General features: G+C 64.7%; 22 protein-coding genes. 6 read left to right on the plus strand and 16 right to left on the minus strand.

The window, feature by feature from the left end:
* From ABTZ43_RS11465 to ABTZ43_RS11475, 3 genes are all read right to left on the minus strand, one after another.
* On the minus strand, positions 1-550 hold a 550-nt coding region (locus ABTZ43_RS11465), incomplete at its 3' end, for an NAD(P)/FAD-dependent oxidoreductase (protein WP_350538881.1).
* Positions 550-825: a (2Fe-2S)-binding protein gene (locus ABTZ43_RS11470; RefSeq protein WP_350538882.1), complete on the minus strand. Its 276-nt coding sequence runs from the start codon at positions 823-825 to the stop codon at positions 550-552. The genes ABTZ43_RS11470 and ABTZ43_RS11465, both read right to left, overlap by 1 nt.
* 137 nt (positions 826-962) lie before the next feature.
* Entirely contained in the window at positions 963-1,571 is a 609-nt protein-coding gene (locus ABTZ43_RS11475) for a TetR/AcrR family transcriptional regulator (RefSeq protein ID WP_350538883.1), read from the minus strand.
* Between the two features lie 125 nt (positions 1,572-1,696).
* Here ABTZ43_RS11475 and ABTZ43_RS11480 point away from each other — a divergent pair, with 125 nt between their 5' ends.
* Complete coding sequence (locus ABTZ43_RS11480; RefSeq protein WP_350538885.1) at positions 1,697-3,061, plus strand: NAD-dependent succinate-semialdehyde dehydrogenase; 1,365 nt, start codon at positions 1,697-1,699, stop codon at positions 3,059-3,061.
* Positions 3,062-3,146: 85 nt separating this feature from the next.
* Here the strand turns inward: ABTZ43_RS11480 and ABTZ43_RS11485 are convergent, their stop codons facing one another.
* The 6 genes from ABTZ43_RS11485 to ABTZ43_RS11510 all read right to left on the minus strand — a co-directional run bounded on the left by ABTZ43_RS11485 (position 3,147) and on the right by ABTZ43_RS11510 (position 8,262).
* On the minus strand, positions 3,147-4,253 hold the full coding sequence (locus tag ABTZ43_RS11485; protein ID WP_350538886.1) for an FUSC family protein: 1,107 nt from the start codon (positions 4,251-4,253) through the stop codon (positions 3,147-3,149).
* Entirely contained in the window at positions 4,250-4,714 is a 465-nt protein-coding gene (locus ABTZ43_RS11490; RefSeq protein WP_350538887.1) for a lipocalin-like domain-containing protein, read from the minus strand. Before ABTZ43_RS11490 ends, ABTZ43_RS11485 begins: the two co-directional genes overlap by 4 nt.
* Positions 4,711-6,399 (minus strand): MFS transporter, encoded by a 1,689-nt coding sequence (locus tag ABTZ43_RS11495; protein WP_350538889.1) that lies wholly within the window; start codon positions 6,397-6,399, stop codon positions 4,711-4,713. Before ABTZ43_RS11495 ends, ABTZ43_RS11490 begins: the two co-directional genes overlap by 4 nt.
* Positions 6,400-6,485: 86 nt before the next feature.
* Positions 6,486-7,472 carry an NAD(P)H-quinone oxidoreductase gene (locus ABTZ43_RS11500; RefSeq protein ID WP_350538890.1) on the minus strand — a complete coding sequence of 329 codons (987 nt, stop codon included), beginning with the start codon at positions 7,470-7,472 and terminating at the stop codon, positions 6,486-6,488.
* 68 nt (positions 7,473-7,540) lie between these two features.
* Positions 7,541-7,699 carry a zinc transporter permease gene (locus tag ABTZ43_RS11505; protein WP_194762343.1) on the minus strand — a complete coding sequence of 53 codons (159 nt, stop codon included), beginning with the start codon at positions 7,697-7,699 and terminating at the stop codon, positions 7,541-7,543.
* A gap of 11 nt (positions 7,700-7,710) precedes the next feature.
* Positions 7,711-8,262: a hypothetical protein gene (locus ABTZ43_RS11510; protein ID WP_350538891.1), complete on the minus strand. Its 552-nt coding sequence runs from the start codon at positions 8,260-8,262 to the stop codon at positions 7,711-7,713.
* A gap of 231 nt (positions 8,263-8,493) precedes the next feature.
* Between ABTZ43_RS11510 and ABTZ43_RS11515 the strand changes: the two genes are divergently transcribed.
* Positions 8,494-11,352 carry a helix-turn-helix transcriptional regulator gene (locus ABTZ43_RS11515; protein ID WP_350538892.1) on the plus strand — a complete coding sequence of 953 codons (2,859 nt, stop codon included), beginning with the start codon at positions 8,494-8,496 and terminating at the stop codon, positions 11,350-11,352.
* Here the strand turns inward: ABTZ43_RS11515 and ABTZ43_RS11520 are convergent.
* The 6 genes from ABTZ43_RS11520 to ABTZ43_RS11545 all read right to left on the minus strand — a co-directional run bounded on the left by ABTZ43_RS11520 (position 11,349) and on the right by ABTZ43_RS11545 (position 15,488).
* Positions 11,349-12,596: an NAD(P)/FAD-dependent oxidoreductase gene (locus tag ABTZ43_RS11520; RefSeq protein ID WP_350538893.1), complete on the minus strand. Its 1,248-nt coding sequence runs from the start codon at positions 12,594-12,596 to the stop codon at positions 11,349-11,351. The two genes, ABTZ43_RS11515 and ABTZ43_RS11520, sit on opposite strands and share 4 nt — an antisense overlap.
* Entirely contained in the window at positions 12,593-12,952 is a 360-nt protein-coding gene (locus ABTZ43_RS11525; protein WP_350538894.1) for a UBP-type zinc finger domain-containing protein, read from the minus strand. The genes ABTZ43_RS11520 and ABTZ43_RS11525 overlap by 4 nt, the downstream gene beginning before the upstream one ends.
* A gap of 60 nt (positions 12,953-13,012) precedes the next feature.
* Complete coding sequence (locus ABTZ43_RS11530; protein WP_350538895.1) at positions 13,013-13,396, minus strand: nuclear transport factor 2 family protein; 384 nt, start codon at positions 13,394-13,396, stop codon at positions 13,013-13,015.
* 8 nt (positions 13,397-13,404) lie between these two features.
* Positions 13,405-13,812: a nuclear transport factor 2 family protein gene (locus ABTZ43_RS11535; protein ID WP_350538896.1), complete on the minus strand. Its 408-nt coding sequence runs from the start codon at positions 13,810-13,812 to the stop codon at positions 13,405-13,407.
* 4 nt (positions 13,813-13,816) lie between these two features.
* The gene (locus ABTZ43_RS11540; RefSeq protein ID WP_350538897.1) at positions 13,817-14,443 is read right to left on the minus strand and encodes an acetate uptake transporter; all 627 of its coding nucleotides are present in this window, start codon (positions 14,441-14,443) and stop codon (positions 13,817-13,819) included.
* Positions 14,444-14,534: 91 nt separating this feature from the next.
* The gene (locus ABTZ43_RS11545; RefSeq protein WP_350538898.1) at positions 14,535-15,488 is read right to left on the minus strand and encodes a Dyp-type peroxidase; all 954 of its coding nucleotides are present in this window, start codon (positions 15,486-15,488) and stop codon (positions 14,535-14,537) included.
* A gap of 207 nt (positions 15,489-15,695) precedes the next feature.
* On the opposite strand from ABTZ43_RS11545, the gene ABTZ43_RS11550 reads away from it, so the two are divergent.
* Together ABTZ43_RS11550 and ABTZ43_RS11555 are read left to right on the plus strand one after the other, a co-directional pair.
* Positions 15,696-16,541, plus strand: a complete 846-nt coding sequence (locus ABTZ43_RS11550; protein ID WP_350538899.1) for a helix-turn-helix domain-containing protein — start codon at positions 15,696-15,698, stop codon at positions 16,539-16,541.
* A gap of 206 nt (positions 16,542-16,747) precedes the next feature.
* On the plus strand, positions 16,748-17,857 hold the full coding sequence (locus tag ABTZ43_RS11555; RefSeq protein ID WP_350538900.1) for a PucR family transcriptional regulator: 1,110 nt from the start codon (positions 16,748-16,750) through the stop codon (positions 17,855-17,857).
* 34 nt (positions 17,858-17,891) lie between these two features.
* On the opposite strand, the gene ABTZ43_RS11560 is transcribed toward ABTZ43_RS11555, so the two are convergent.
* Positions 17,892-18,266, minus strand: a complete 375-nt coding sequence (locus ABTZ43_RS11560) for a DUF488 domain-containing protein (protein WP_350538901.1) — start codon at positions 18,264-18,266, stop codon at positions 17,892-17,894.
* A gap of 136 nt (positions 18,267-18,402) precedes the next feature.
* Between ABTZ43_RS11560 and ABTZ43_RS11565 the strand changes: the two genes are divergently transcribed.
* Both ABTZ43_RS11565 and ABTZ43_RS11570 read left to right on the plus strand, forming a co-directional pair.
* Complete coding sequence (locus tag ABTZ43_RS11565; protein ID WP_350538902.1) at positions 18,403-18,966, plus strand: YbhB/YbcL family Raf kinase inhibitor-like protein; 564 nt, start codon at positions 18,403-18,405, stop codon at positions 18,964-18,966.
* Positions 18,963-19,265 carry a Dabb family protein gene (locus tag ABTZ43_RS11570; RefSeq protein ID WP_350538903.1) on the plus strand — a complete coding sequence of 101 codons (303 nt, stop codon included), beginning with the start codon at positions 18,963-18,965 and terminating at the stop codon, positions 19,263-19,265. The genes ABTZ43_RS11565 and ABTZ43_RS11570 overlap by 4 nt, the downstream gene beginning before the upstream one ends.
* The last annotated feature ends 38 nt before the right edge of the window (positions 19,266-19,303 follow it).

Consider the following 19,303-nt stretch of genomic DNA (forward strand, 5'->3'; position numbering starts at 1 on the left):
CTACTTGGCGCCCGCCAACAACGTGAACGCCTCGTGCGGCCGCTCTCTCTAGGTATCCGGCGACAACGGAATCGTGGTGGGCGAATCCGCCGTGAGGCTGGAACAAGGCTCCGCGGACGAGACCGGGTGCGGCTGCTGGGAGAAGTCGACGGGCGTCGCGGTCGTCCAGGAGTTCCGAGCGGATGCCGACAGTAGCTTGGAACGCACGGTCGCGCTGCAACATGGCCCACTGGTCATCAGTGGACGCGAGGACCGCATAGCCATCCCGGTTGAACAGGATGTTGTAGTCCAGCTCGGCTCCGAGGGTCTGCCATTTGTCGAGCGCGAGGTCGAAGAGTCCGCACCATTCAGGCGAGGAGAACGCGGATCGGATGAGTTCTCCGTTCCTCCCGCTCGCTCCGCTCCCCGGCCACGACTTGTCCACCACGAGGACGTCGGTCACGCCGCGCTTCGCGAGTTCGTAGGCTAGCGCGAGCCCTTGCACGCCAGCGCCGATGATTACGACACCGTATGTGGACCGCAGATCGCCCGTGTGCACGCCCGGAAGCATCAGTCCTCCTCCGGGTCCGCCAGTGCGCCGAGCAGGATCGGTTGCAGGGGAAGGCGGGCGGAGGGACGTCGATAGTCGTCCCCGCTGACTTCGCCGATCAACGCTTTCACGTGCGGCGCGCAGGTCTTGCCCTGGCATGCCCCCATGAACACGGCGGTGGCGCGCTTTAGAGTCTCGACGTTGGTATGTCCGTGCTCGATTGCGTCGAGGACGTCGCCCAGGGTCACGTCCTGGCACGGGCAGACGATGGTCTTGCGCTGCGTTGGCGTACTCACCGCTGAGCCTCCTCTCGGCCAGCGGGTGCGCTGGTCGTTGCGGCGACAATAATATGAACTTATTGTCAGACGCAAGCTTTTTCTACGACACTCCCCCGCGAGCTCTGCGACAGCGCTGGATCAACGAGACAGCGGAGCTACTGACGTGTGGATCCGAAGAGTGCGAGAGCGAAGGCCACACTGCGGTCTTCGAAAGGTTGCACGTCGGGCTGGACGACGCCGGTGGCCACTTCCAATTCGTACCCATCGAAGTAGGCCATCAGTGCACGAACGGCGTCTTCGGGATCCAGAGCCGGCCGGAACGATCCGTCGGCGATGCCGGCCTCCAGAATCTCCAGGAAGTGCTGCTGCCATGCGCTGTACACGGCGCGGTGCCGCTCGCGAAGGTGCTCGTGGCGCATGGAGGCGCGCGCAAACTCAACCCAGAGAACACTGACGTCGCGCAACTCAGGGCGTGCTGCAACTCGCCGGATGGATGCGATCACCCTGTCGTGAGCACTCTGGTCGGCGAAGGAGTCATCCCAGCGAGCGATGAGCTTGTCGTTGCCAAGCGTGATCGCTTCGTCGACGAGAGCATCGCGGGTCTCGAAGTAGTGCTGCAGCAGGCCAACGGACACCCCTGCCTCTTTGCTCACGTCACGAAGACGAACACTGTCGTATCCCTGCCGAGCGATGCAGCGGACGGTCGCAAGAAGGATCGCTTCCCTTCGCTCCGAGGCGAGATCGCCTGTCGAAGAATCTGTCATCCCGTTGCCCTCCGTCATCACGCACGTTCAAGTGCTCATCCTACGAGGAGCTCAATTCAGAACATTCCTGTGCCGGGTCACAATAATGTCGTATTATGGCGTGATCTCGAAGCGAAGGAGCCACGATGTACGCCGTAATTGATCCCGCTACCGGCCAGACCGTGGCGAACTACCCGACCATCGACGACGGGACTCTCGAAGAGTATGTGGTGTCCGGTCAGTCGACACAGAAAGGCTGGTCCCGGAAGACTCGCCCCGCCGACCGGGCAACCCTTCTCCGACGCGTGGCTAATCTCCACCGTGAGCGCCGCGAGGAGTTGGCTCGACTGATCACGCGCGAGATGGGCAAGCCGGTAGACCAGGCTTTGGGCGAGGTGGACTTCAGCGCCAGCATCTACGACTTCTATGCCGAGAACGGCCCAGCGCTGCTAGCCGACGAACAGATCGACCTCCCCACCGGGGCGGGCCAAGCACGGATCGAGCAAGCGCCCATCGGGCTTCTCCTAGGCATCATGCCGTGGAACTACCCCTACTACCAGGTTGCCCGATTCGCGGGGCCGAACCTGGTCGCCGGCAACACCATTCTCCTGAAGCACGCTCCGCAATGCCCGGAATCCGCCGCTGCGATTGAGCAGATCTTCTTGGACGCGGGCTTCCCCGAAGGGGCCTACCGCAACATCTACGCCGACCACCGCCAGATCGCAGACCTGATCGCCCATCCCGCAGTCGCTGGTGTGTCCTTGACCGGTTCAGAACGCGCCGGATCTGCCGTCGCAGAGATTGCGGGTCGACACCTGAAGAAGGTGGTGCTGGAATTGGGCGGATCGGACCCGTTCCTGCTGTTCTCCACCGACGACATGGATGCCACTGTTCAAGCCGCCGTAAGCGCACGGTTCGGCAACGCCGGCCAGGCGTGCAACGCCGCGAAACGCTTCATCGTGATGGATGACCTTTTCGAGGATTTCCGGGACCGGTTCATCGAAGCCATGTCGGACATCGAGTTCGGCGACCCCACGGCCTCCGGTACCGTTCTCGGTCCTCTCAGTTCGGACGCGGCGGCTCGCAGAGTAGAAGATCAGATCGCTACCGCCCAGTCACAGGGAGCAACCGCAATCAGAGCCGGCCGCTCCGTCGGAGCATTCGTAGCTCCGACAGTCCTTCTCAACGTCGAACCCGACAACGATGCGTACCGTGAAGAGTTCTTCGGTCCCGTTGCGATGCTCTTCCGGGCCAGCTCCGATGAGGAAGCCGTCGCTATCGCGAACGACACCTCATTCGGCTTGGGCTCCTATGTCTTCACCCAGGACCAGGAGCAGGCTGACCGCGTCGCCCGCGACCTCGATGCGGGAATGGTGTTCATCAATGCCGTCGGCGCCGAACGCGCCGAGCTTCCCTTCGGCGGCGTCAAACGCTCAGGAATCGGACGGGAGTTGGGCTCCGACGGAATCCGCGAGTTCGTCAATCGGAAGTTGGTGCGCCGCACGGCCTGAGTCGGTCACCCGATCTGCGGGAACTGGGCCGTCGCCGAGCGCGTTCCCGGCAGGGCTCCCCGCCGTAGCCGCGGGCAGTGTCTCGTCACGCACTGTTGTCGGCGCGCGGCAGGGCAAACGCATCGCCCCCTGCTCTCTGAGTCCCGATACCGTGCGAGGCCCACTTGCGAGTCACGCTGACTACGCACAGCACGGCGCCTGCGACCGCACCGCCGACCACGGTGTCGATGATGCGTGTGCTCATGGATACCTCGAGGAGCGGACGGTTACCGCCAGCCACGAGAAGAAGCGCCATCGGAGTTACCAACATGAGCGCGAACATGAGGTTGCTGCGGATGAAGAACACGAACCCGAACACGAGTCCGCCAACGACAGCGACGAGCGCGAACCCCTCGGGTATCCAGAGCATGAAGATGAGCGCGATGCAGACGCCGAGAGCTGTTCCGATGAGCCGCTGGGCCATCCGGAGTGTCCCGAGGTGCAGGTCGGAGTCTTTCTGCAGGATGCTGATCACGGCAAGGAGCACCCATCCGACGTGATGAAGACCCAGCGACGAACTCGCCAGAACGGCGAGGATGATGGCGACAGTCAGGCGCGCGAAGATGCGGACAGAATCGGTTCCCCAGCTGTACGTCCACCTGTAGTCGTGCGGGAGCTTCGCATCGTCTGTTCGCACTCGACGCAGCGCGAGTGGCGCGACGATCACGATGTACCCGGTGACAACGCCCAGCGCCACAACTGAGACAACGAGAAGCGGGTCCACTCCCCCTCCCCCCATCGACACGGGCGCCGTCAGCTGCCCCATGGAGCCTGCGGTGAGGACCGGGAAGATGGCGCCGGGCGGTCCCACGTTGAACGTCAAGCTCACGTACGAGAAGACAACGGCGACGATACTCATGGCAAGCAGGCTTGTCGGCAATGAACCTCCCGTGCTGATGCCGATGACGGTGCCCACGAGAAAGCCGACTGCGATGACCGGCAACTTCGCGGCGCGTTCTCTCCTGCTCTGCCCGGAGAGGTACAGGACGATGAGTGCGCCGAATGCCGCGAGGAGTCCCAGGCGCAGTTGTCCGAAGGCGGCGAATACGGCCGGTGGGCCGGCGACCGCGATGGCTGCTTGGGTGGCGGGGACCCACGCGCGAGGCGCGGGAGCGAAATGCACAAGCGCCCGTGCGATGCGGGCCGCGCTCATGAATCCTGCGTCGCGCGGGCTGTCACCCGCGTCCAGTGGAGTTCGCTGTGGAAGGTGAGCCCATCGATGGTGGTGCGTGGAGATCCTGTGATGAACAGATCGTTGCCTTCGATGCGGGCCTGCCGCGCCTGGGGTTTACCTTCCCATCCGGTGAACAGCGCGATGTCCACATGGTGGGTGACCGTATCGCTGGCGGAGTCGACGGTGTATGGCCCGGCGTAAGCGATGAACCCCCCGGCCATGAGCGCCAGGTTCGCGGTCGAGACGGACTGCGGGTCAGGGTCGTTCGTGTGAACTCGATCCGTCGATCCCAGGGTTGCCGAGACGATGCCGTCAGGGCTGTACGAGAGGTAGCCGTTCACGTGGGGACCGAACTCTGGCATCCGTACGCCGTCGGCGAAGACTTCCGTCGCGCTGACGAGCCGCCACGCGCCGACGAGGTCCGGGGCTGAGAGAGTCATGGGGTTTTCTCCTGTCGGGTGCGTGCTGTCACAGTGGCGTGCTTGTGTCGCGGCTTCGTGTGTGAGCCGACGACACTGTCGTGCTCGATGAGGTGATTCACGTCGACGGACAGTGCGAGCGCGCCCGCTGTCTCGATGACGACCCGGTCGTACTGGGTGAGACGGGTTTGGTGCTGTTGGAGGTGTTCACTCCAGCTGCCGACGCCGAAGACCTCCACCCACGTGCCGTCTTCCCTGTCCTGGTACAACGCCCACGTGCGGGCACCTGTTCGTCGGCGGCTGTGCTCGACGGCATTCATCTGCTGCACGAACGCGTCTTCCTGTTCGCCTGCTACGTCGTAACGCACGAGGACGAGTGTGGGGCTGCGCCCGTCGATGTCCTGGACGGCGTCCGCCAGCGGAAGGGCGAACGTGTCTCTCTTCTTGTCTGCCGTTTCCAGCAGAGGCCAGAAGAGCTGGGATGCGGCGACGACGAGCGTCGCTGCTCCAGCGATTGCGCTGGTGGCGATGGCACCTATCCATCCGGCGATGAGTCCGCTCGCGAGACCGCCCGCTGCCATCGCCCCGTAGAGAACCATCTGGTAGACGGACAGACCTCGGGCGCGGACCCAGACGGGAAGGAAGGACTGGACGGCGCCGTTCAGCGTGGCGACGACGCCGATCCACGCTGCTCCAGCAATCGCGAGGATCGGCAGTGTGAGGAAGATCCATGGGGATACGGCGACCCCGATGGTCGCGGCCCCGAACAGCACCGACGACAGCAGCACTGACCGGTTCGCGCCGAGGGCGTGGAACCACGGGATGAGGAACGCCGCACCGACTGAACCGATGCCGAGCCCTGCGAGCAGGAGCCCGTACCCGGCGGAGTCAAGGTTCAAGCGCTGTGTGGCAATGAGCGGGAGGAGTGCGTAGAGCACGCTGGCCGGGACGACGAACGCGCCGAGGCGGACGTACATGCGGCGAACGACGGCAGCCTGCGTGACGTAGCGAAGTCCTGCACGTGCCGCGTCTACGAACCGCTCGGCCTGATGAGGGTTCGGGCGGTAGGTGCGCCAGGTGATAAGGACGATGAGGAATGCGGCGAAGGACAGCAGGTTCATCCCGAAGACGAATGCGACACCGAACCCGGAGAGAAGGACGCCGGCGACGGCGGGGCCGATGGCACGTGCGACGTTGACGGATACGGCGCTGAGGGAGGCCGCCATCGGCACCATACGGAGCGGCACGATCTCGGTGGCCAGCGCCTGATAGGCGGGAAGCTGCACGGCCGTCGCCGCACCGAGGAGCACGGTGATGAGCAGCAGCAGATAAGGCGTCATCTCCCCCGTCGCGGTCAACGTCACGAGAGCTGCGCTCAGCAGCACCTGAAGCGTCTGCATCCATATCAAGACTGAACGACGGTTCAGGAATTCGCCGAGCACTCCCGCCGGGATGCCGAGGAGCAGCACAGGGGCGGCGGACGCTGTCTGGATGAGGGCGATGAGGAGCGGGTGGGTGTGCTGCTCCACCATGAACCATTGCGCCCCAACTGTCTGCATCCAGGTGCCGATGTTGCTGACCAGCGCCGCCAACCACAGTGCTCGGAAGATCGGGACGGACAGGGGCGCCCAGATCGACATGCGGGGTGCGGTGTCGTCGGACGTCGTGACGTCGCCGGTTGCGGGTCGGGGTGCCGGTGTGTTCATGGCGGTGTCTCCAAAGTCGATGTGATCTGCAGGGAGCAGCAACCCCCGTTCGATGCCGCTGCCCGACAGATCCAGCCCCAGACGGGCTACTGCTCGAGGGCGTTCAGGACGACCTTCCCCACGGTCTGCCCGCCTTCGAGAAGTTCATGTGCGCGGTTCGCTTCTGCGAGCGGGAAGACCGCGTCGACTGCGCCGCGGATGGCACCGCTTTCGATGAGCGGTAGGACGTCGCGCGTGACACCGGCGATGATCTCGGCCTTCTGCGCTGCGGGGCGCGCCCGCAGGAGGGTGGCGGAGATGCTGGCTCGGCGCGACATCAGCTCCCACAGATCGACGGTGGCGGGACCTGTGGATCCGCCGATGATGACGAGGTGGCCATCGTCGGCGAGGCATTCGATGTTGCTCTCCAGGTACGGCGTGCCGACGATGTCGAGGATGGCGTCTACGCCGCGCCCGTTCGTTGCGGCGCGCGTGACCGAGGCGAAGTCCTCGCTGCGGTAGTTGATGGCGACGGATGCTCCAAAGCCGAGGACGGCGTCTGTCTTCGCCTTGCTTCCGGCCGTGCCGATGACCCGGGCACCGATTGCGGTTGCCCACTGTGTGGCAAAGGAACCGATGCCCCCGGCCGCACCGTGAATGAGAACCGTTTGACCCGCTTTCAGGCCCGCGATCATCGCAAGGTTCGAGTAGACGGTGCAGGCGACTTCGGGAAGGCCTGCCGCTTCGAGCATGGTCATGGTGGTGGGCTTGGGCATCACCTGGGTGGCGGGGACGACGACTTCTTCCGCGTAGCCGCCGCCGGTGAGCAGCGCGCAGACTTCGTCTCCGACCTTCCAGCCGGCGACGTCCGCGCCCACGGCGTCGATGACGCCGGCGCATTCGAGCCCGAGTCCGGGAGGAGCTCCCGGGGGCACGGGGTAGTGGCCGCGACGTTCGAGCAGGTCGGCGTTGTTGATGCCGGCGGCGTGGACGCTGATGCGCACCTCGTGAGGTGCGGGGTGGGGTCGGTCCACCGAGATGAGGCGGAGCACGTCAGGTGAACCAGGTCGGGTAAACCGTACTGCTGAGGTCATGGGGTTCCTTCGTTCTCAAACGCGAGCGGGTGGAGGAGACATTGTGCCCCCTCCACCCAGACGGGTTCTTAGTGCTCGTCGTAGTGGTCGCCGTGAAGCGCGTGACGGTGGTCATCGTGGACGTAGTCGACGTGGTCGCCGTGGGCGACCGCCTCGTGTCCACAGCTCGCGCCGTGCTCATGCTCTGCGACCGTGTGGTGCTCGGCGTGCGTGTCCGTGGTAGCCATGGTCACTCCGCTCAGGCGGATGCGTTGGCCTTGGCGTACGCGACGATGCTCTGCGCGTAGTGCGGCGTCTCGAGCTCGCAGTGACGGCCCGAAGCCTCCTGGCGGGCGGCTGCGGCCTCCTCGAAGGTCTGTCCGCTGGCCGTGATGAACTCCAGGAACTCCTCCGTGGGGTGCGAGGTGACGGTGTTGACGTAGCGCAGCTGGTCGCCCTCGAGCTGCTCCATGCCGAGTTCCCAGATCACCTGGGTGGTGGTCCAGCCGGCCGGAGAGAGAACGTCGGAGATGGAAACCATCTTGCAGTAGTGCTTGGAGGCGACCTCGTAGCGGTAGTTCTGGATGACCAGGCCCGCTCCGATGACCTCGACGTTGATCGACATGGGCGTGCCGTCGTCGTCGACCGTGTAGCCGGCAGCCTTGTGGTCGCCGGGCGCACAGCGCTGGTACTCGTGGGTGGGGAGGTTCTTCAGCCACGCTTCGATGTCGATGTCATCGAAGTTGCCGGTGACGTCAGACGTGACCACTGCGTGCGAAAGCACGAGGTCGGGGCGAGGGGTTGCAGCCATGAGAGGCTCCTTCGTTTCATGCCGGTGTCCGGCGGGTGTGTGGATTGGCACGAGCCGCCGATCCGGCGTTCGCAGATGCGACGCTATTCGGCAGTTTCGGGGGCTACATCCCCCGGGCCCCGCCAATACATCGCATGTTCTATTCGCGCACCCTCTGGCCGAGTAGCGTTGCGACGATTGGCGAAAGTCGCTTCGTCTCGTGTTCAGCCGTTGCGCGAGTATCGTGAGTGCGTGCCCCCCTCCCGCAAGCCACATCGCGCCAGCAACCGCGACGCGCTCGCGGGAAGTGCAGCCGACCTCTACTTGATTCCCGTTCGTGGCCGAAGGCCAGAAGTTCATGCGATTGAGCAGGGGTTCGATCTCGCGTTCGCCGGCCAGAACGTAGTCACGGTTTTCTCCGGTGACCCCGGGATGGGGAAGACCCGTCTACTGCAGCATGCTTTGCAACTCGCGCACGCACGGGGATGGTCGACGCTCGTGGTGGCACCGGATTTCGACTCGCAGTTGTCGCCGTTGGGTGCCCTCATCAGTGCGGTGACCGAGGCGGCCCCGCCTCTGCTCAGCGCTGACGAACTGCACGCGGCGATTCAGGGAACATCGCCGCAGTATTGGATCACCCGAGTCCTCGGCGACACTCTGGAAGCTGCCAGCTCCCGGGCAGGGGTGCTCCTCGTCGTTGACGATCTCCAATGGTTGGATTCCGCATCTCTTGCGGTCTTCACCGCCCTCCTGCGAACTCTTAAAGGCCTCCCCGTGTACTGGGTCTTTGCCACGCGCAGCGGAGCCTACGGCCCCGAGCACCGGCGGTTCCTCGTCAACCTTCAAGAGTTCGCCTCTGTCATCGATATCGCCGCGCTTGACGTGGATGCTGTCGATGCGATGGCCCGCGATGTTCTCGGCGCCGCGCCCGGACCGAAGGTCGAGGCCGCAATACGCAAGACCGGCGGGTCGCCACTTCTGATTCTCGAGATGCTTCGCGGGATGGAAGAAGAGGGGCTCCTGCAGCCGTCCCGAGGCATGGTCGATCTCGAGAAAGAAGCGGTTCCTACCCGGTACGGCGCATCGGTGCGAGAACGCATCGCGACGCTCGATACGGACGCCCGTCGAATCGCCCAGATCGGTAGTCTCTTTGGTCGAGAGTTCCCCCTCAGCGGCGTCTTGGAAGTCATCGGCCAATCCGCCGCGCAGACCGTCCCCGCGGTGCAGGAACTCCTGGACCTCGGATTCGTCGTCGACACCGGAAGCAGCTTTGCGTTCCGACACGACACGATTCAAGCGGCAGCGTACGACAGCCTGTCCCCCACAGTGCGGCGAGCGGTCGCTCGAGAAGTCCTGCAGCATCGGTTGCGGGCCGGAGAGTCGGTGTCTTCCCTGGCATCCCCGATTTCGGCAGCGGCCGAAGCCGGAGATGACGCGTCCATCGATCTGCTTTTCACTGCGGCTACGGAGCTAGCCCCCATCGACGCCCGCGGCGCGGCAGAGTTGACGGTGCGTGGAGCCCAGTTAGCGCAAGGGCGGACCCACCACTCCACCCGCGTGGTCGAGCTGCTTCCGTTGGTACTCGCTGGCGGCCTGCAGGACGATGCCCATCGCATACGTGAGTCACTCACCCCCGGCCTCAGCGCGGACGAACGCGCACGGGTCGGCCTCGCCTTCGCTCGGCAACTCACGGAATCAGACTTCGGCAAAGCTATTGCGGAGACCGAAACAGCGCTGGCCTTCGGAGGGGTCTCCCAGAAGACCGTCGTGGAGCTGCTCGCGGTTCGTGCGCTCAACTACGCGAACAAGGCTGACGCGGTAGGTCTGCGCGACAGCCTGGCACGCGCCCGGCAGAACGCCGACGATGAACGCGATCTCCTCGCGGTTGCCACCGTGGACGCCACCGAATCCGTGCTCCTGTTCAACGAGAATCGCTTCGATGATGCGCAACGGTTGCAAGCATCGGCGCTCGAGAAGCTCGAACGCGCCGGCAGATCCGCGGCGCTGTGGGTACCGGAGGGCCTGTGGATGGCCTTCATGCTGAACAGCAGAGGCGACTGCGTGGACGCTCTTCGGCTTGTTGACGACGGTCTGCGCGATGCGAGAACTGCGAAGTACGTCGTCGCCGAGGCGTTCTGGATGATGGTGCGCTCCCGAGTCCTCTACGACCTTGGTCGCTTGGATCAAGCGCGCGAGCAAGCAGAGACCGTCCTTGATCTCGCTGAGCTCCTTCGCCTCGGCGATTTCGCGAATGCCACAGCGGGGGTGGTGCTGCACCGGATCGCATTGGACACCGGCGATGTCGAGCTGCGGCAGAGCGTTAGACCCCTCGTGGAACAACTTGCGGATGGAGTGAGTCTGACCCGAACCGGCAGGTGGAGCCTGGCGCTCGAAGCGTTCGATCTCGGCGACATCGAGACGGCCTACGGGTACACGGCAATGGCCCGCGAGTGCGTGAACGTTCCGATCCCCTCGATGACCACTCCCGCAGACTTCTCCGACGATGTGTATCTCGCCTATCTGAGCAAGAAGATGGGCGATGGCGCCGCCGTTGAGAAGGTCGCGCGGCACGCGGCCAGTCGTGCGTCCCAGAACCCCGACAATGCGTACGTCGCCGCGGTGTCGTTGTCTGTGCAAGCAGTGCGCGATGGATCGTTCTCCACTGTCATGGAGGCTGTGGACTTAATGGCGGACGTGGAGCGGCCGCTGATTCGCGCGCGGTTGCTCGAGCTCGCGGGCAGCCTCGCCCCGACCGCCGAGGAAGCGGCGAGCTGCTACGTGCAAGGGATGCGACTGTTCGAGGAGTTGGGTGCGGCCCGCGAAGTGAGTCGCGTGCTCCGAACGCTCCGAAACCGCGGAGTTCGGACCAGGGCGAAGTCGGTCAGCGACGGCCCGATGGGACTGTCTTCACGCGAGTATCAGGTCGCCGAACGCATCGCAGCGGGGCTGACGACACAGAAGATCGCCGAGGACCTCATGGTGTCCCCGCACACGGTAGTCACGCACATCCGCCACATCTTCTCAAAATGGGGCGTGAACACGAGGCGCGAGGCGGCACATCGATTCCAGGAGGAATCCGCCGCTGCGGCAAGCCCCTCTCGCAAGGTCTAGCCCGATTCCGCCAGGTATCGGTGGATGAGAGTGACGGCCATCGCGCCCTCACCAACGGCCGAGGCGACCCGTTTGACGGAGTTCGCTCGTACGTCGCCGGCGGCGAAGATCCCAGGGACTGACGTCTCCAAATAGAACGGTGGACGGGCTATTGACCGCTCAAGATCCGCGGGGGCCAGGTCCACACCGGTCAGGACAAAGCCACGACTGTCGAGTTGGACGTCGGTGGTCTCTGCCCACTCGGTGTTCGGGGCGCCGCCGATGCAGACGAACAGGTGGGTCGCGGGCACGCGTGTCGTCGCGCCTGCCTGGTCGAGCGTGATCTCACGAAGATGGTCGTCACCGTCGACCGCGACGACGCGGGTGTGGACGAGAATTGTGACGTTCGGCTGCACGGCGAGTCGGTTGAGCAGATACGCCGACATAGTCGAGGAGAGCGAAGCTCCGCGAACGACGACGGTGACATGGGCGGCGTGGGCGGCCAGGTTCATCGCGGCCTGCCCTGCGGAGTTCGCGCCACCAACGACGTATACGTGCAACCCGATGCAGGCGGAAGCCTCGCTCGTCCCTGCGCCGTAATAGATGCCGGCCCCTTCCCACTCATGCTCACCCTCTAGACCGAGTCGCCTCCACTGCACACCCGTCGCCGAGAGTGCCGCGCGGGCATGGATCTCCGAACCGTCGGCGAGGACGGCGCGCACGTCATGGTCTTTGAACGTCCGGGCGATGCCGTGACGCATGAGAACGAGGTCCGCACCGAAAGACAGCGCCTGGCGGCGGGCTCGCTCGGCGAGCTCTGCCCCGGAGATCCCACCGGGAAAGCCGAGGTAGTTCTCGATGAGGCTGCTGAAACCGGCCTGGCCACCCACAGCATCGCGTTCGACGACAGCAACACTGAGACCCTCCGACGCAGCGTAGACGGCAGCCGAGAGTCCCGCGGGGCCCGCCCCGTGGATGATGAGGTCGTACGCAGACCGCGACGGCGGCGTCACCCACCCCAAGGCGGATGCCACCTGAGCCGGCGTGGGGTGCTCGAGCACCTCCCCGTCGGCGAACAGCACCAGCGGAAGCTGGCGACCGGTCAGGAACACGCCCTCGGCCTCCCGAGAGTCAGGCGGCACGCTGATGGATAAGAAGGGCACTTCGCTACGGGTCAGATAGTCGCGCAGCGCATACGCGTCTCGTCCATCCGCGTCCGCAATTAGTTTGAGCGGCAGCTTGCTGCCAGGAGTGATCTCAGTCATGCGTTTTCGGCGAGTTGATCTTCCCAGTTCCTCGGCACGCGATCTGCCGGCCCTGGGGTGGTCTGGGATCGTGGGTGGCTTCGCGGAGGCGCGAGGAGAGGCCCCTCGAATGCTGTTTGGGTGCGGAAGTCCCAGAACCAGTCCTCGCCTGGTTCGAAGCTCTGAATGACGCGATGACCACTCGTGTGGGCGTGCTTGGTCGCGTGCTTATGCAGGGAGTCGTCGCAGCATCCGATGTGTCCACAGAAGGCGCACCGCCGAAGGTGCAGCCACCACGAGCCGATCTTCTCGCAGTCCACGCAACCCGGTCCGGACGGTGGAACGTCCGCTCGGATGAAGTCGCTGACGTCGCTCATGAGTGGTTCTCCTGTCGTCGGTGTGCTGTCGGATCATGGTGTCTGGGTTCGCGTCCGCATTCAAGAGTGCACCTGGTGCCATGCGCTGATTCTGAAGTTGTCCACGCGGAAGCTCGCAAACCCCATGACCCATTGGGGACCTGTTGCGGGGAGGGTGAGGCACATAGCGAGTTCAGCCAGAACCACCTGGCCCGAGACCGCCAAGCTCACGAGTTCTGTGTGCCAGTCGGTGAACGTGTCCCGGATGTCCCGGATCATCGACACGACCGCGCTTCGGCCCCGAACGATCTCCCGCGCGGACGGCTGATAGGTGACGTCCTCGGCGAGAAAGGCGTGAATTTCGTGGTCGCTGCCTTCGTTCAGGATGGTGACGAAGTCTCGGATGACCAGTTCGATCTCCAGTAGCTCGATAGCGGTCAGCGGGCGTTCCCAGTGCTCGTGCATGTCGTCCTCTACGCCGTAGTGATCCGGAGAGCAGAGATCGTGTCGCCGACTGTGGAGAAGGTCAAAGTAGCTGGGCCGTTGTAGCTGTCTCCGTGCACTTGGGTGTGCACGGCAAGGTCGCTGCCGTCCCAGGCGTGCAGGAGGTCCGTGAACTGCACGCGGTTTTCGATGATCCATTTCTCGATCCACAACGTGATTCCCTGAAAGCCCTCGAACAGCATCCCCCACCCATCCACATCCGCGTCTGGGTGGAAGCACCGGGTGAGAGCGTCAGCGTTCTGTGAATTTGCGGCGTGCAGGGCATCGGTGACAACGGAGGGGACGTGCCCTTCGAGACGACGCACGTGCTCGAGCGCAGAGCCGCTGGCTGGAGGCCACATTTCGGCGGGAGTCGGAAGGTTGGTCTGCGGGCTCATGTCACTACTCGCGGCTGCCCAGTGGAATGACCGTTCGGTGCCAGGTGGCGTTCACCACGGACGCGAAACAACCGTAGAGGCCGAGGATTCCCACGACGAAGCCGGTGTACCCGGCGGCACGGGTGATCACGTCCGAGGATGCGTACGCGCCAATGGCGAGGAGGACGAACGTGACGGCTGCGGCGCTGAAAAGAACGGTGAGCAGCACGGAGATGCGGGTGCACGGGACGACCAGGAAAGCGGTGAAAACGGCCCACAGGATGAGGAACGTCCCCATGCCCTCGCCGCCTGCTTTCTCCAGCATGCCGGGGGTGGTGATGGTCCACCAGTAGGCGAGCCAGAATGCTCCGTAGGACACGAAGGCGAGGGCCCCGAACGTGTTCGCCTGCACGAACTCCCAGATGCCGGCGATGATCTGAGCGACCCCGCCGTAGAACAGGCCGAGTCCAAGCACAGCGACCGCCGCGCCGGGGAAGATGCCTGCGTTGGCGAAGCTCAACAGGAAGGTCGACATCCCGAATGCGCCGAGGCCGAGGGCTGCAGGGTCGGCGATGCCACGAATGACGGGGTGGCGAACGGATGCGACCGGCTTCGGGGCGTCGGTCGTGGGTGGTGCGGCGTGGGTGGTCATGGGTGCTCTCTGTCGGGTCTGAGGTGCGGTGGATGGTTGTGACGGTAGGTCTGGGGTGGGATGTGAGACATCCCCGGCGCGCCTGGGGACATCACCTACGGCCGTTACTCCGGGAACGAAGGGACGCGAGGACGTCCCCGCGCGGTGCGAAGAACACTGAGCCGGTGAGGGCGGTGGAGAAGTCCAGGAGCCGGTCGTGCAGGCCTGGTGGGTCGCCGATGAACATCCGCTCCAGCATCTGCTGGATGACCCACAGATTCCGCGCGTAACCGAGGAAGTACGTGCCGAACTCACCGCGGCCCGGACTACCGAACGGCATATTGTCCCGTTGGATGTCATGCTCGGTGCCGGCGTCGTCGGTGATGGTCGTCAGTGTCTTGTGAGACTTCTGGCCCTCGTCCGCGTCATTCAGCTCGACACCCTCGAGTTTCGTGCGTCCGATGATGGCCTCTTGCGTCTCCGTGGGGAGATCTCGCCACACAGCGAGCGGATGAACGTACTTCTGCGTGACCACATAGGTGCCGCCCGCGTGAACCGGATCCTCGTCGCCGACGAGCACCGACGCTTCGGCATCGGGCCCCACGGGGTTGGCTGTGCCGTCCACGAATCCCAGGAGGTCTCGTCGGTCGAAGGAACGGAACCCGACCGTCTCGTCTTGGACGACGACGGAGGTACCGAGCGCCTCCAGGAGTTGACGTTCGAGCTCGAAGCAGACGTCCGCACGCTCGGCTCGAATGTGAAACAGCAGGTCGCCGGGCGTTGCCGGAGCGGCGTGCGCGGCACCGGTGACCGGTGTGAACTCGCGCAACTGTTGCGGTGCTGCGAGCCCAGTCAGGTCATGCCAGATTCGGTTTCCGATCCCGACTGTGCACGTCAACGCTGTCTCAGGAAAACGGAACGTGAGTGCTTTGAGCGTGCCCGCCAGGCCGGTGAGGACATCTCGCACCTGGTCGATGCCGTCAGGGGTGACAGCCGTCACGAGGAATACGGCGTTCGCGGTCAACGGAGCCGTCATCACCTGAATAGCCTCGGTCGTCCCAGCCACAGAAGTCCTCGCTCTCACGCGCTCGCACTTCGGGCGCATGAGAAAGTGTGAACCGCTCCGGAAGTGGGCGGCATCCGACAGATGTCGAACACGAGCTCGACTTTCTGACGTGGGATATTGGCGGCCGCTTCGGGTGATGTGGCGGGCTTGCGGCCGTCGGTACGTTTCCAACGCACACGTTGAGAACACCGACCCCAGGGAGCGCGCATGGACACCGCTTTGATTGCACTTGGAGATTATTTCCGGGCACGGCGCGCCGTCATCTCCCCTGAGAAGGTAGGCCTTCCACGTACCCGTGGCCGCCGTGTCGCAGGTCTCCGTCGGGACGAGGTGGCGGAGCTGGCAGGGATCAGTAACGACTACTACTTGCGCATCGAACAGGGGCGGGGAGCACGCCCCTCCGACCAGGTCATTGGCTCAATCGCACGCGCCCTCCGGCTGGATGTTGAATCCACGGCGTACGCGTTCCGTCTCGTGTCGGGGCAGATGCCGCGCGGAGTCATCCGCGACAGCGACACACCAGATCGGATCGCGCGCACACTGTCGCAGTGGACGCACACTCCCGCGTATGTTTCCGACCCTCACCGCGACATCATCGCCTCCAACCCGCTCGCGACGATCTTCGGTGAAGGCGGTCTCGCGGCCGGCTCAAATCAGGTCAGCGCGCTGTTCAATGAGCGCATGCGACGCAGTCTCCGCGAATGGGAGCCGATGGCCCGTGCGGCCGTTGCGACGCTGCGGCGCGACGCACACCCGCACTCTCCGCGCTTGCGGGAGCTTCTCAAGCAGCTGTCCGTTCACGACGACTTCCGACGCATCTGGGAACGCCACGATGTCTCGGGCCCCGAGGACGCGACCTTCCGTTTCGTCTTCGACGGCGTGGGCGAGATCGCCATCGACGCTCAGAACTTCGCAGTTCGCAGTATGCCGGGATATCAGCTGACGGTGTTGTCTGCGCAGCCAGGCGGACTGGGTGCAAGCCTATTGACGCGGCTCGCGGAGTCGCTGCCCGGCGGAGCCGCCACCGTGCTGATGACCGGAGTCGAGCGATGAGCGCTGACTCAGGGTGGTACAACGCGGACCTGTTACCCGCCGGCGGTCCTTCCGTAGCGTCGTTGGTGTGGCCAGAACAGACTCAAGCAACCGTTGAGCACCGCGCGGGTATCCGCCCCGACCTCATCCCTCTGCCTGCGGGGGGCGGAGCGACAAGCCTGCAGGATCTAGTAGACGAACTATCCGACGTCCTCGGTCGTTCGGTCATGATGCAGGACACCGACTTCCGGCTGGTTGCGGCCAGCGCGCAGGGAGACGACATCGATGAGCTGCAGGTGCGCACACTTCTCACCAGAATGACACCTCAGGTGGAGCGCGAATGGGCGCAACAGCGCGGGGTCAGCCGAACCCGCCATCCCCTCACGGTCGACTTCGCCGAGTTTGGTGCACACGAGCGATTCATCATTCCGATCTGGAGCGACGATGAGCAACTCGGCACGATCTGGCTCATCAAGACTGGCTTCGCCGCCCTTAAAGAAGATGAGTTCCGCGCCATCGACGCGACCGTCACTGTCGCAAGCTCGCTCCTGCAAGCCAGGTCGGGGGGAACGGCGCGCAACGCCCGCGAAGGCGTCTTCCGCTCCCTCCTCGCGAGCGACCCAGCCTCGCGTCGTGAGGCGCTCGCTACGGCCGTTCGCAGCCACGGCGTCACCCGCGGACCGGAGACGGTCGTGCGCGCCATCACCGTCGCGGAAGACGCGCCTCTGATCCAACGTGCGGCGCTCGGGCAGGCGCTGGAGAGCGCAGCTCGACAGGCGCTGTTCTATATCGGCGAGTTGGGGGCAGCGCTCCTCTTCGTCGGCCGCCACGGGGTCCCGGAGAACATCGATGCGCTCATCGCATCCGAGGCAGCCAGGGCGGGCGTGGCCCTCAAAGCGATTGGGTCCGCCGCCCTTTCGGCGAATGAGACCGATCTCCTCCCGGTCGCAGGGCGAGCGGTCGCGACCGCAGCAGTCGTGGAGATGCTTCCGGACCTCGGGCGGAGCGCTCACGCGGACAACGTGGGCCCGTGGCTGTTCCTTGCGGACGTGCTCGTAGATCCGGAGCGTCTGCAGTGGTATTCACCAGCCGCTCACACCCTCATCCATGATCCCGATCCGATGCGTCGCCATACTGTCGAGGTCCTCCTGGATACCGCCAATCACGTCCGCGACGTCTGCGAGACCCTCCACATTCACCGCACCACTCTTTACTACCGGCTCGAGAACATGCCGCCCGTAGTGAAAGAGGCCCTGGATAACGGGATGCAGCGCAGCGCCCTGCACCTGGCGTTGAAACTGGCGACCTATTGGGAGAATGCCGGACATATCCGATGAGCCGCGCCAGGGTGCGTGCCACCCTGAAGCGTTGTTAGCTGTCGAAGTCGTCCACGAGACTCCGCAGAAGGTAGTCCCGGAGGATGCGGGCGTGGTTCACGACCGGGTCGTTCGCCCCATAGAGGAGCGTGACTGTGGGGTGGGCGCTTACGACCGCCGCGAGATGGCGCACCTCCGACTCGTTCGCATCCAGCTCCGCCTCGTACCGCTGCGCAAACTCGACCATCCGGGCCGGGTCATGATCCCACCACACCCGCAGAGCCGCGGTGGGTGCGATGTCACGCATCCATTCGTCAAGATCCGCATGCCCCTTCGAGACGCCCTGCGGCCAGACCCTGTCAACGAGTACCCGGAACCCGTCCTCGACGGCCGCAGGTTCGTAGACGCGCTTGATGAGTAGGCTGTTCATGAGGTCCTCGCAGGTTCTCGGGCAACGATGACTCCACGGTAGAAGCGCGGTCCGGCCAGATGCACCGGACGAATGTAGAGGCAGCGTCCGACTCCCGCTCGATGCTCGCGCTCGGACGGAGTCGTTGAATGAGGTCATGACCAACGACCCGAACTGGAAGCTCCCCGAGGTTCCCTCCTTCTCCCTCACAAGCCCAGACTTCGTCAACGGTGCGCACCTTCCGATGTGGGTTCGCGGTTCCGCTGGCGGCGGCGAAGACCGGTCGCCCGCGCTGCAGTGGACAGGTGCTCCCGAAGGCACGCAGAGCTATGTGCTCTCCGTCTTCGACCCGGACGCACCTTCCGGCTCGGGCTTCTGGCACTGGACTCTCATCGACATCCCCGCCGGTGTCACGGCTCTCGTCCGCGGAGCGGGAACCGAGGACGACCTGCTGCCGCCGAAAGCGAAGCGCCGCCGCAACGAGTACGGCACCGATGTCTTCATCGGCGCCGCTCCACCCGCAGGCCATGGCCCGCACCGCTACGTGTACACGCTCAGCGCTCTCGACATCCCGACGCTCGAAGTCGCCGCGGACGCAACCCCGGCAATCGTCGGCCTCCGGCTGCGACCGCACATCATCGGACGGGCCCAGATCATCGGGTACCAGGAGACCACCGCTGACGGAAAGCCGGCCTACGGCGAGAACGGAGCGGGCGCATGATTCACCACCTGGTGTCGTGGAAGCTCCGCGACGATGTCGACCGCGCTGAGTCCATCGCACGCACACGCGAGTTGCTCATGGGACTCGTCGGTATCGTCGACTCCATCCGGACAATCGCCGTCATCGAGAACGTCGCGTTCCCCGAGGTGAACCATGACCTCGCTGTCCTCGCCACCTTCGACGACGTGGCCGGACTCGAGGCGTTCGCCAGCAACCCCATCCACCGCGCCGCTGCCGGAGAGATCCACACGTTCATCACCGAGCGTGGCGGTATCGACTGGGAGACGCTGGACGCGTAGCCGCTCACGTATGACGAGAGACTGCCCCGCCCAGCCTG

The organism is Microbacterium sp. NPDC097977 (assembly GCF_040302605.1).
In the GTDB taxonomy this organism is placed as follows: domain Bacteria; phylum Actinomycetota; class Actinomycetes; order Actinomycetales; family Microbacteriaceae; genus Microbacterium.

Bases quoted from the DNA above. Each gene is read 5' to 3' on its own strand.
- ABTZ43_RS11475 (WP_350538883.1), bottom strand. From the start codon at position 1,571: ATGACAGATTCTTCGACAGGCGATCTCGCCTCGGAGCGAAGGGAAGCG.
- ABTZ43_RS11480 (WP_350538885.1), top strand. From the start codon at position 1,697: ATGTACGCCGTAATTGATCCCGCTACCGGCCAGACCGTGGCGAACTAC.
- ABTZ43_RS11485 (WP_350538886.1), bottom strand. From the start codon at position 4,253: ATGAGCGCGGCCCGCATCGCACGGGCGCTTGTGCATTTCGCTCCCGCG.
- ABTZ43_RS11490 (WP_350538887.1), bottom strand. From the start codon at position 4,714: ATGACTCTCTCAGCCCCGGACCTCGTCGGCGCGTGGCGGCTCGTCAGC.
- ABTZ43_RS11495 (WP_350538889.1), bottom strand. From the start codon at position 6,399: ATGAACACACCGGCACCCCGACCCGCAACCGGCGACGTCACGACGTCC.
- ABTZ43_RS11500 (WP_350538890.1), bottom strand. From the start codon at position 7,472: ATGACCTCAGCAGTACGGTTTACCCGACCTGGTTCACCTGACGTGCTC.
- ABTZ43_RS11505 (WP_194762343.1), bottom strand. From the start codon at position 7,699: ATGGCTACCACGGACACGCACGCCGAGCACCACACGGTCGCAGAGCAT.
- ABTZ43_RS11510 (WP_350538891.1), bottom strand. From the start codon at position 8,262: ATGGCTGCAACCCCTCGCCCCGACCTCGTGCTTTCGCACGCAGTGGTC.
- ABTZ43_RS11520 (WP_350538893.1), bottom strand. From the start codon at position 12,596: ATGACTGAGATCACTCCTGGCAGCAAGCTGCCGCTCAAACTAATTGCG.
- ABTZ43_RS11525 (WP_350538894.1), bottom strand. From the start codon at position 12,952: ATGAGCGACGTCAGCGACTTCATCCGAGCGGACGTTCCACCGTCCGGA.
- ABTZ43_RS11530 (WP_350538895.1), bottom strand. From the start codon at position 13,396: ATGCACGAGCACTGGGAACGCCCGCTGACCGCTATCGAGCTACTGGAG.
- ABTZ43_RS11535 (WP_350538896.1), bottom strand. From the start codon at position 13,812: ATGAGCCCGCAGACCAACCTTCCGACTCCCGCCGAAATGTGGCCTCCA.
- ABTZ43_RS11540 (WP_350538897.1), bottom strand. From the start codon at position 14,443: ATGACCACCCACGCCGCACCACCCACGACCGACGCCCCGAAGCCGGTC.
- ABTZ43_RS11550 (WP_350538899.1), top strand. From the start codon at position 15,696: ATGGACACCGCTTTGATTGCACTTGGAGATTATTTCCGGGCACGGCGC.
- ABTZ43_RS11555 (WP_350538900.1), top strand. From the start codon at position 16,748: ATGATGCAGGACACCGACTTCCGGCTGGTTGCGGCCAGCGCGCAGGGA.
- ABTZ43_RS11560 (WP_350538901.1), bottom strand. From the start codon at position 18,266: ATGAACAGCCTACTCATCAAGCGCGTCTACGAACCTGCGGCCGTCGAG.
- ABTZ43_RS11565 (WP_350538902.1), top strand. From the start codon at position 18,403: ATGACCAACGACCCGAACTGGAAGCTCCCCGAGGTTCCCTCCTTCTCC.
- ABTZ43_RS11570 (WP_350538903.1), top strand. From the start codon at position 18,963: ATGATTCACCACCTGGTGTCGTGGAAGCTCCGCGACGATGTCGACCGC.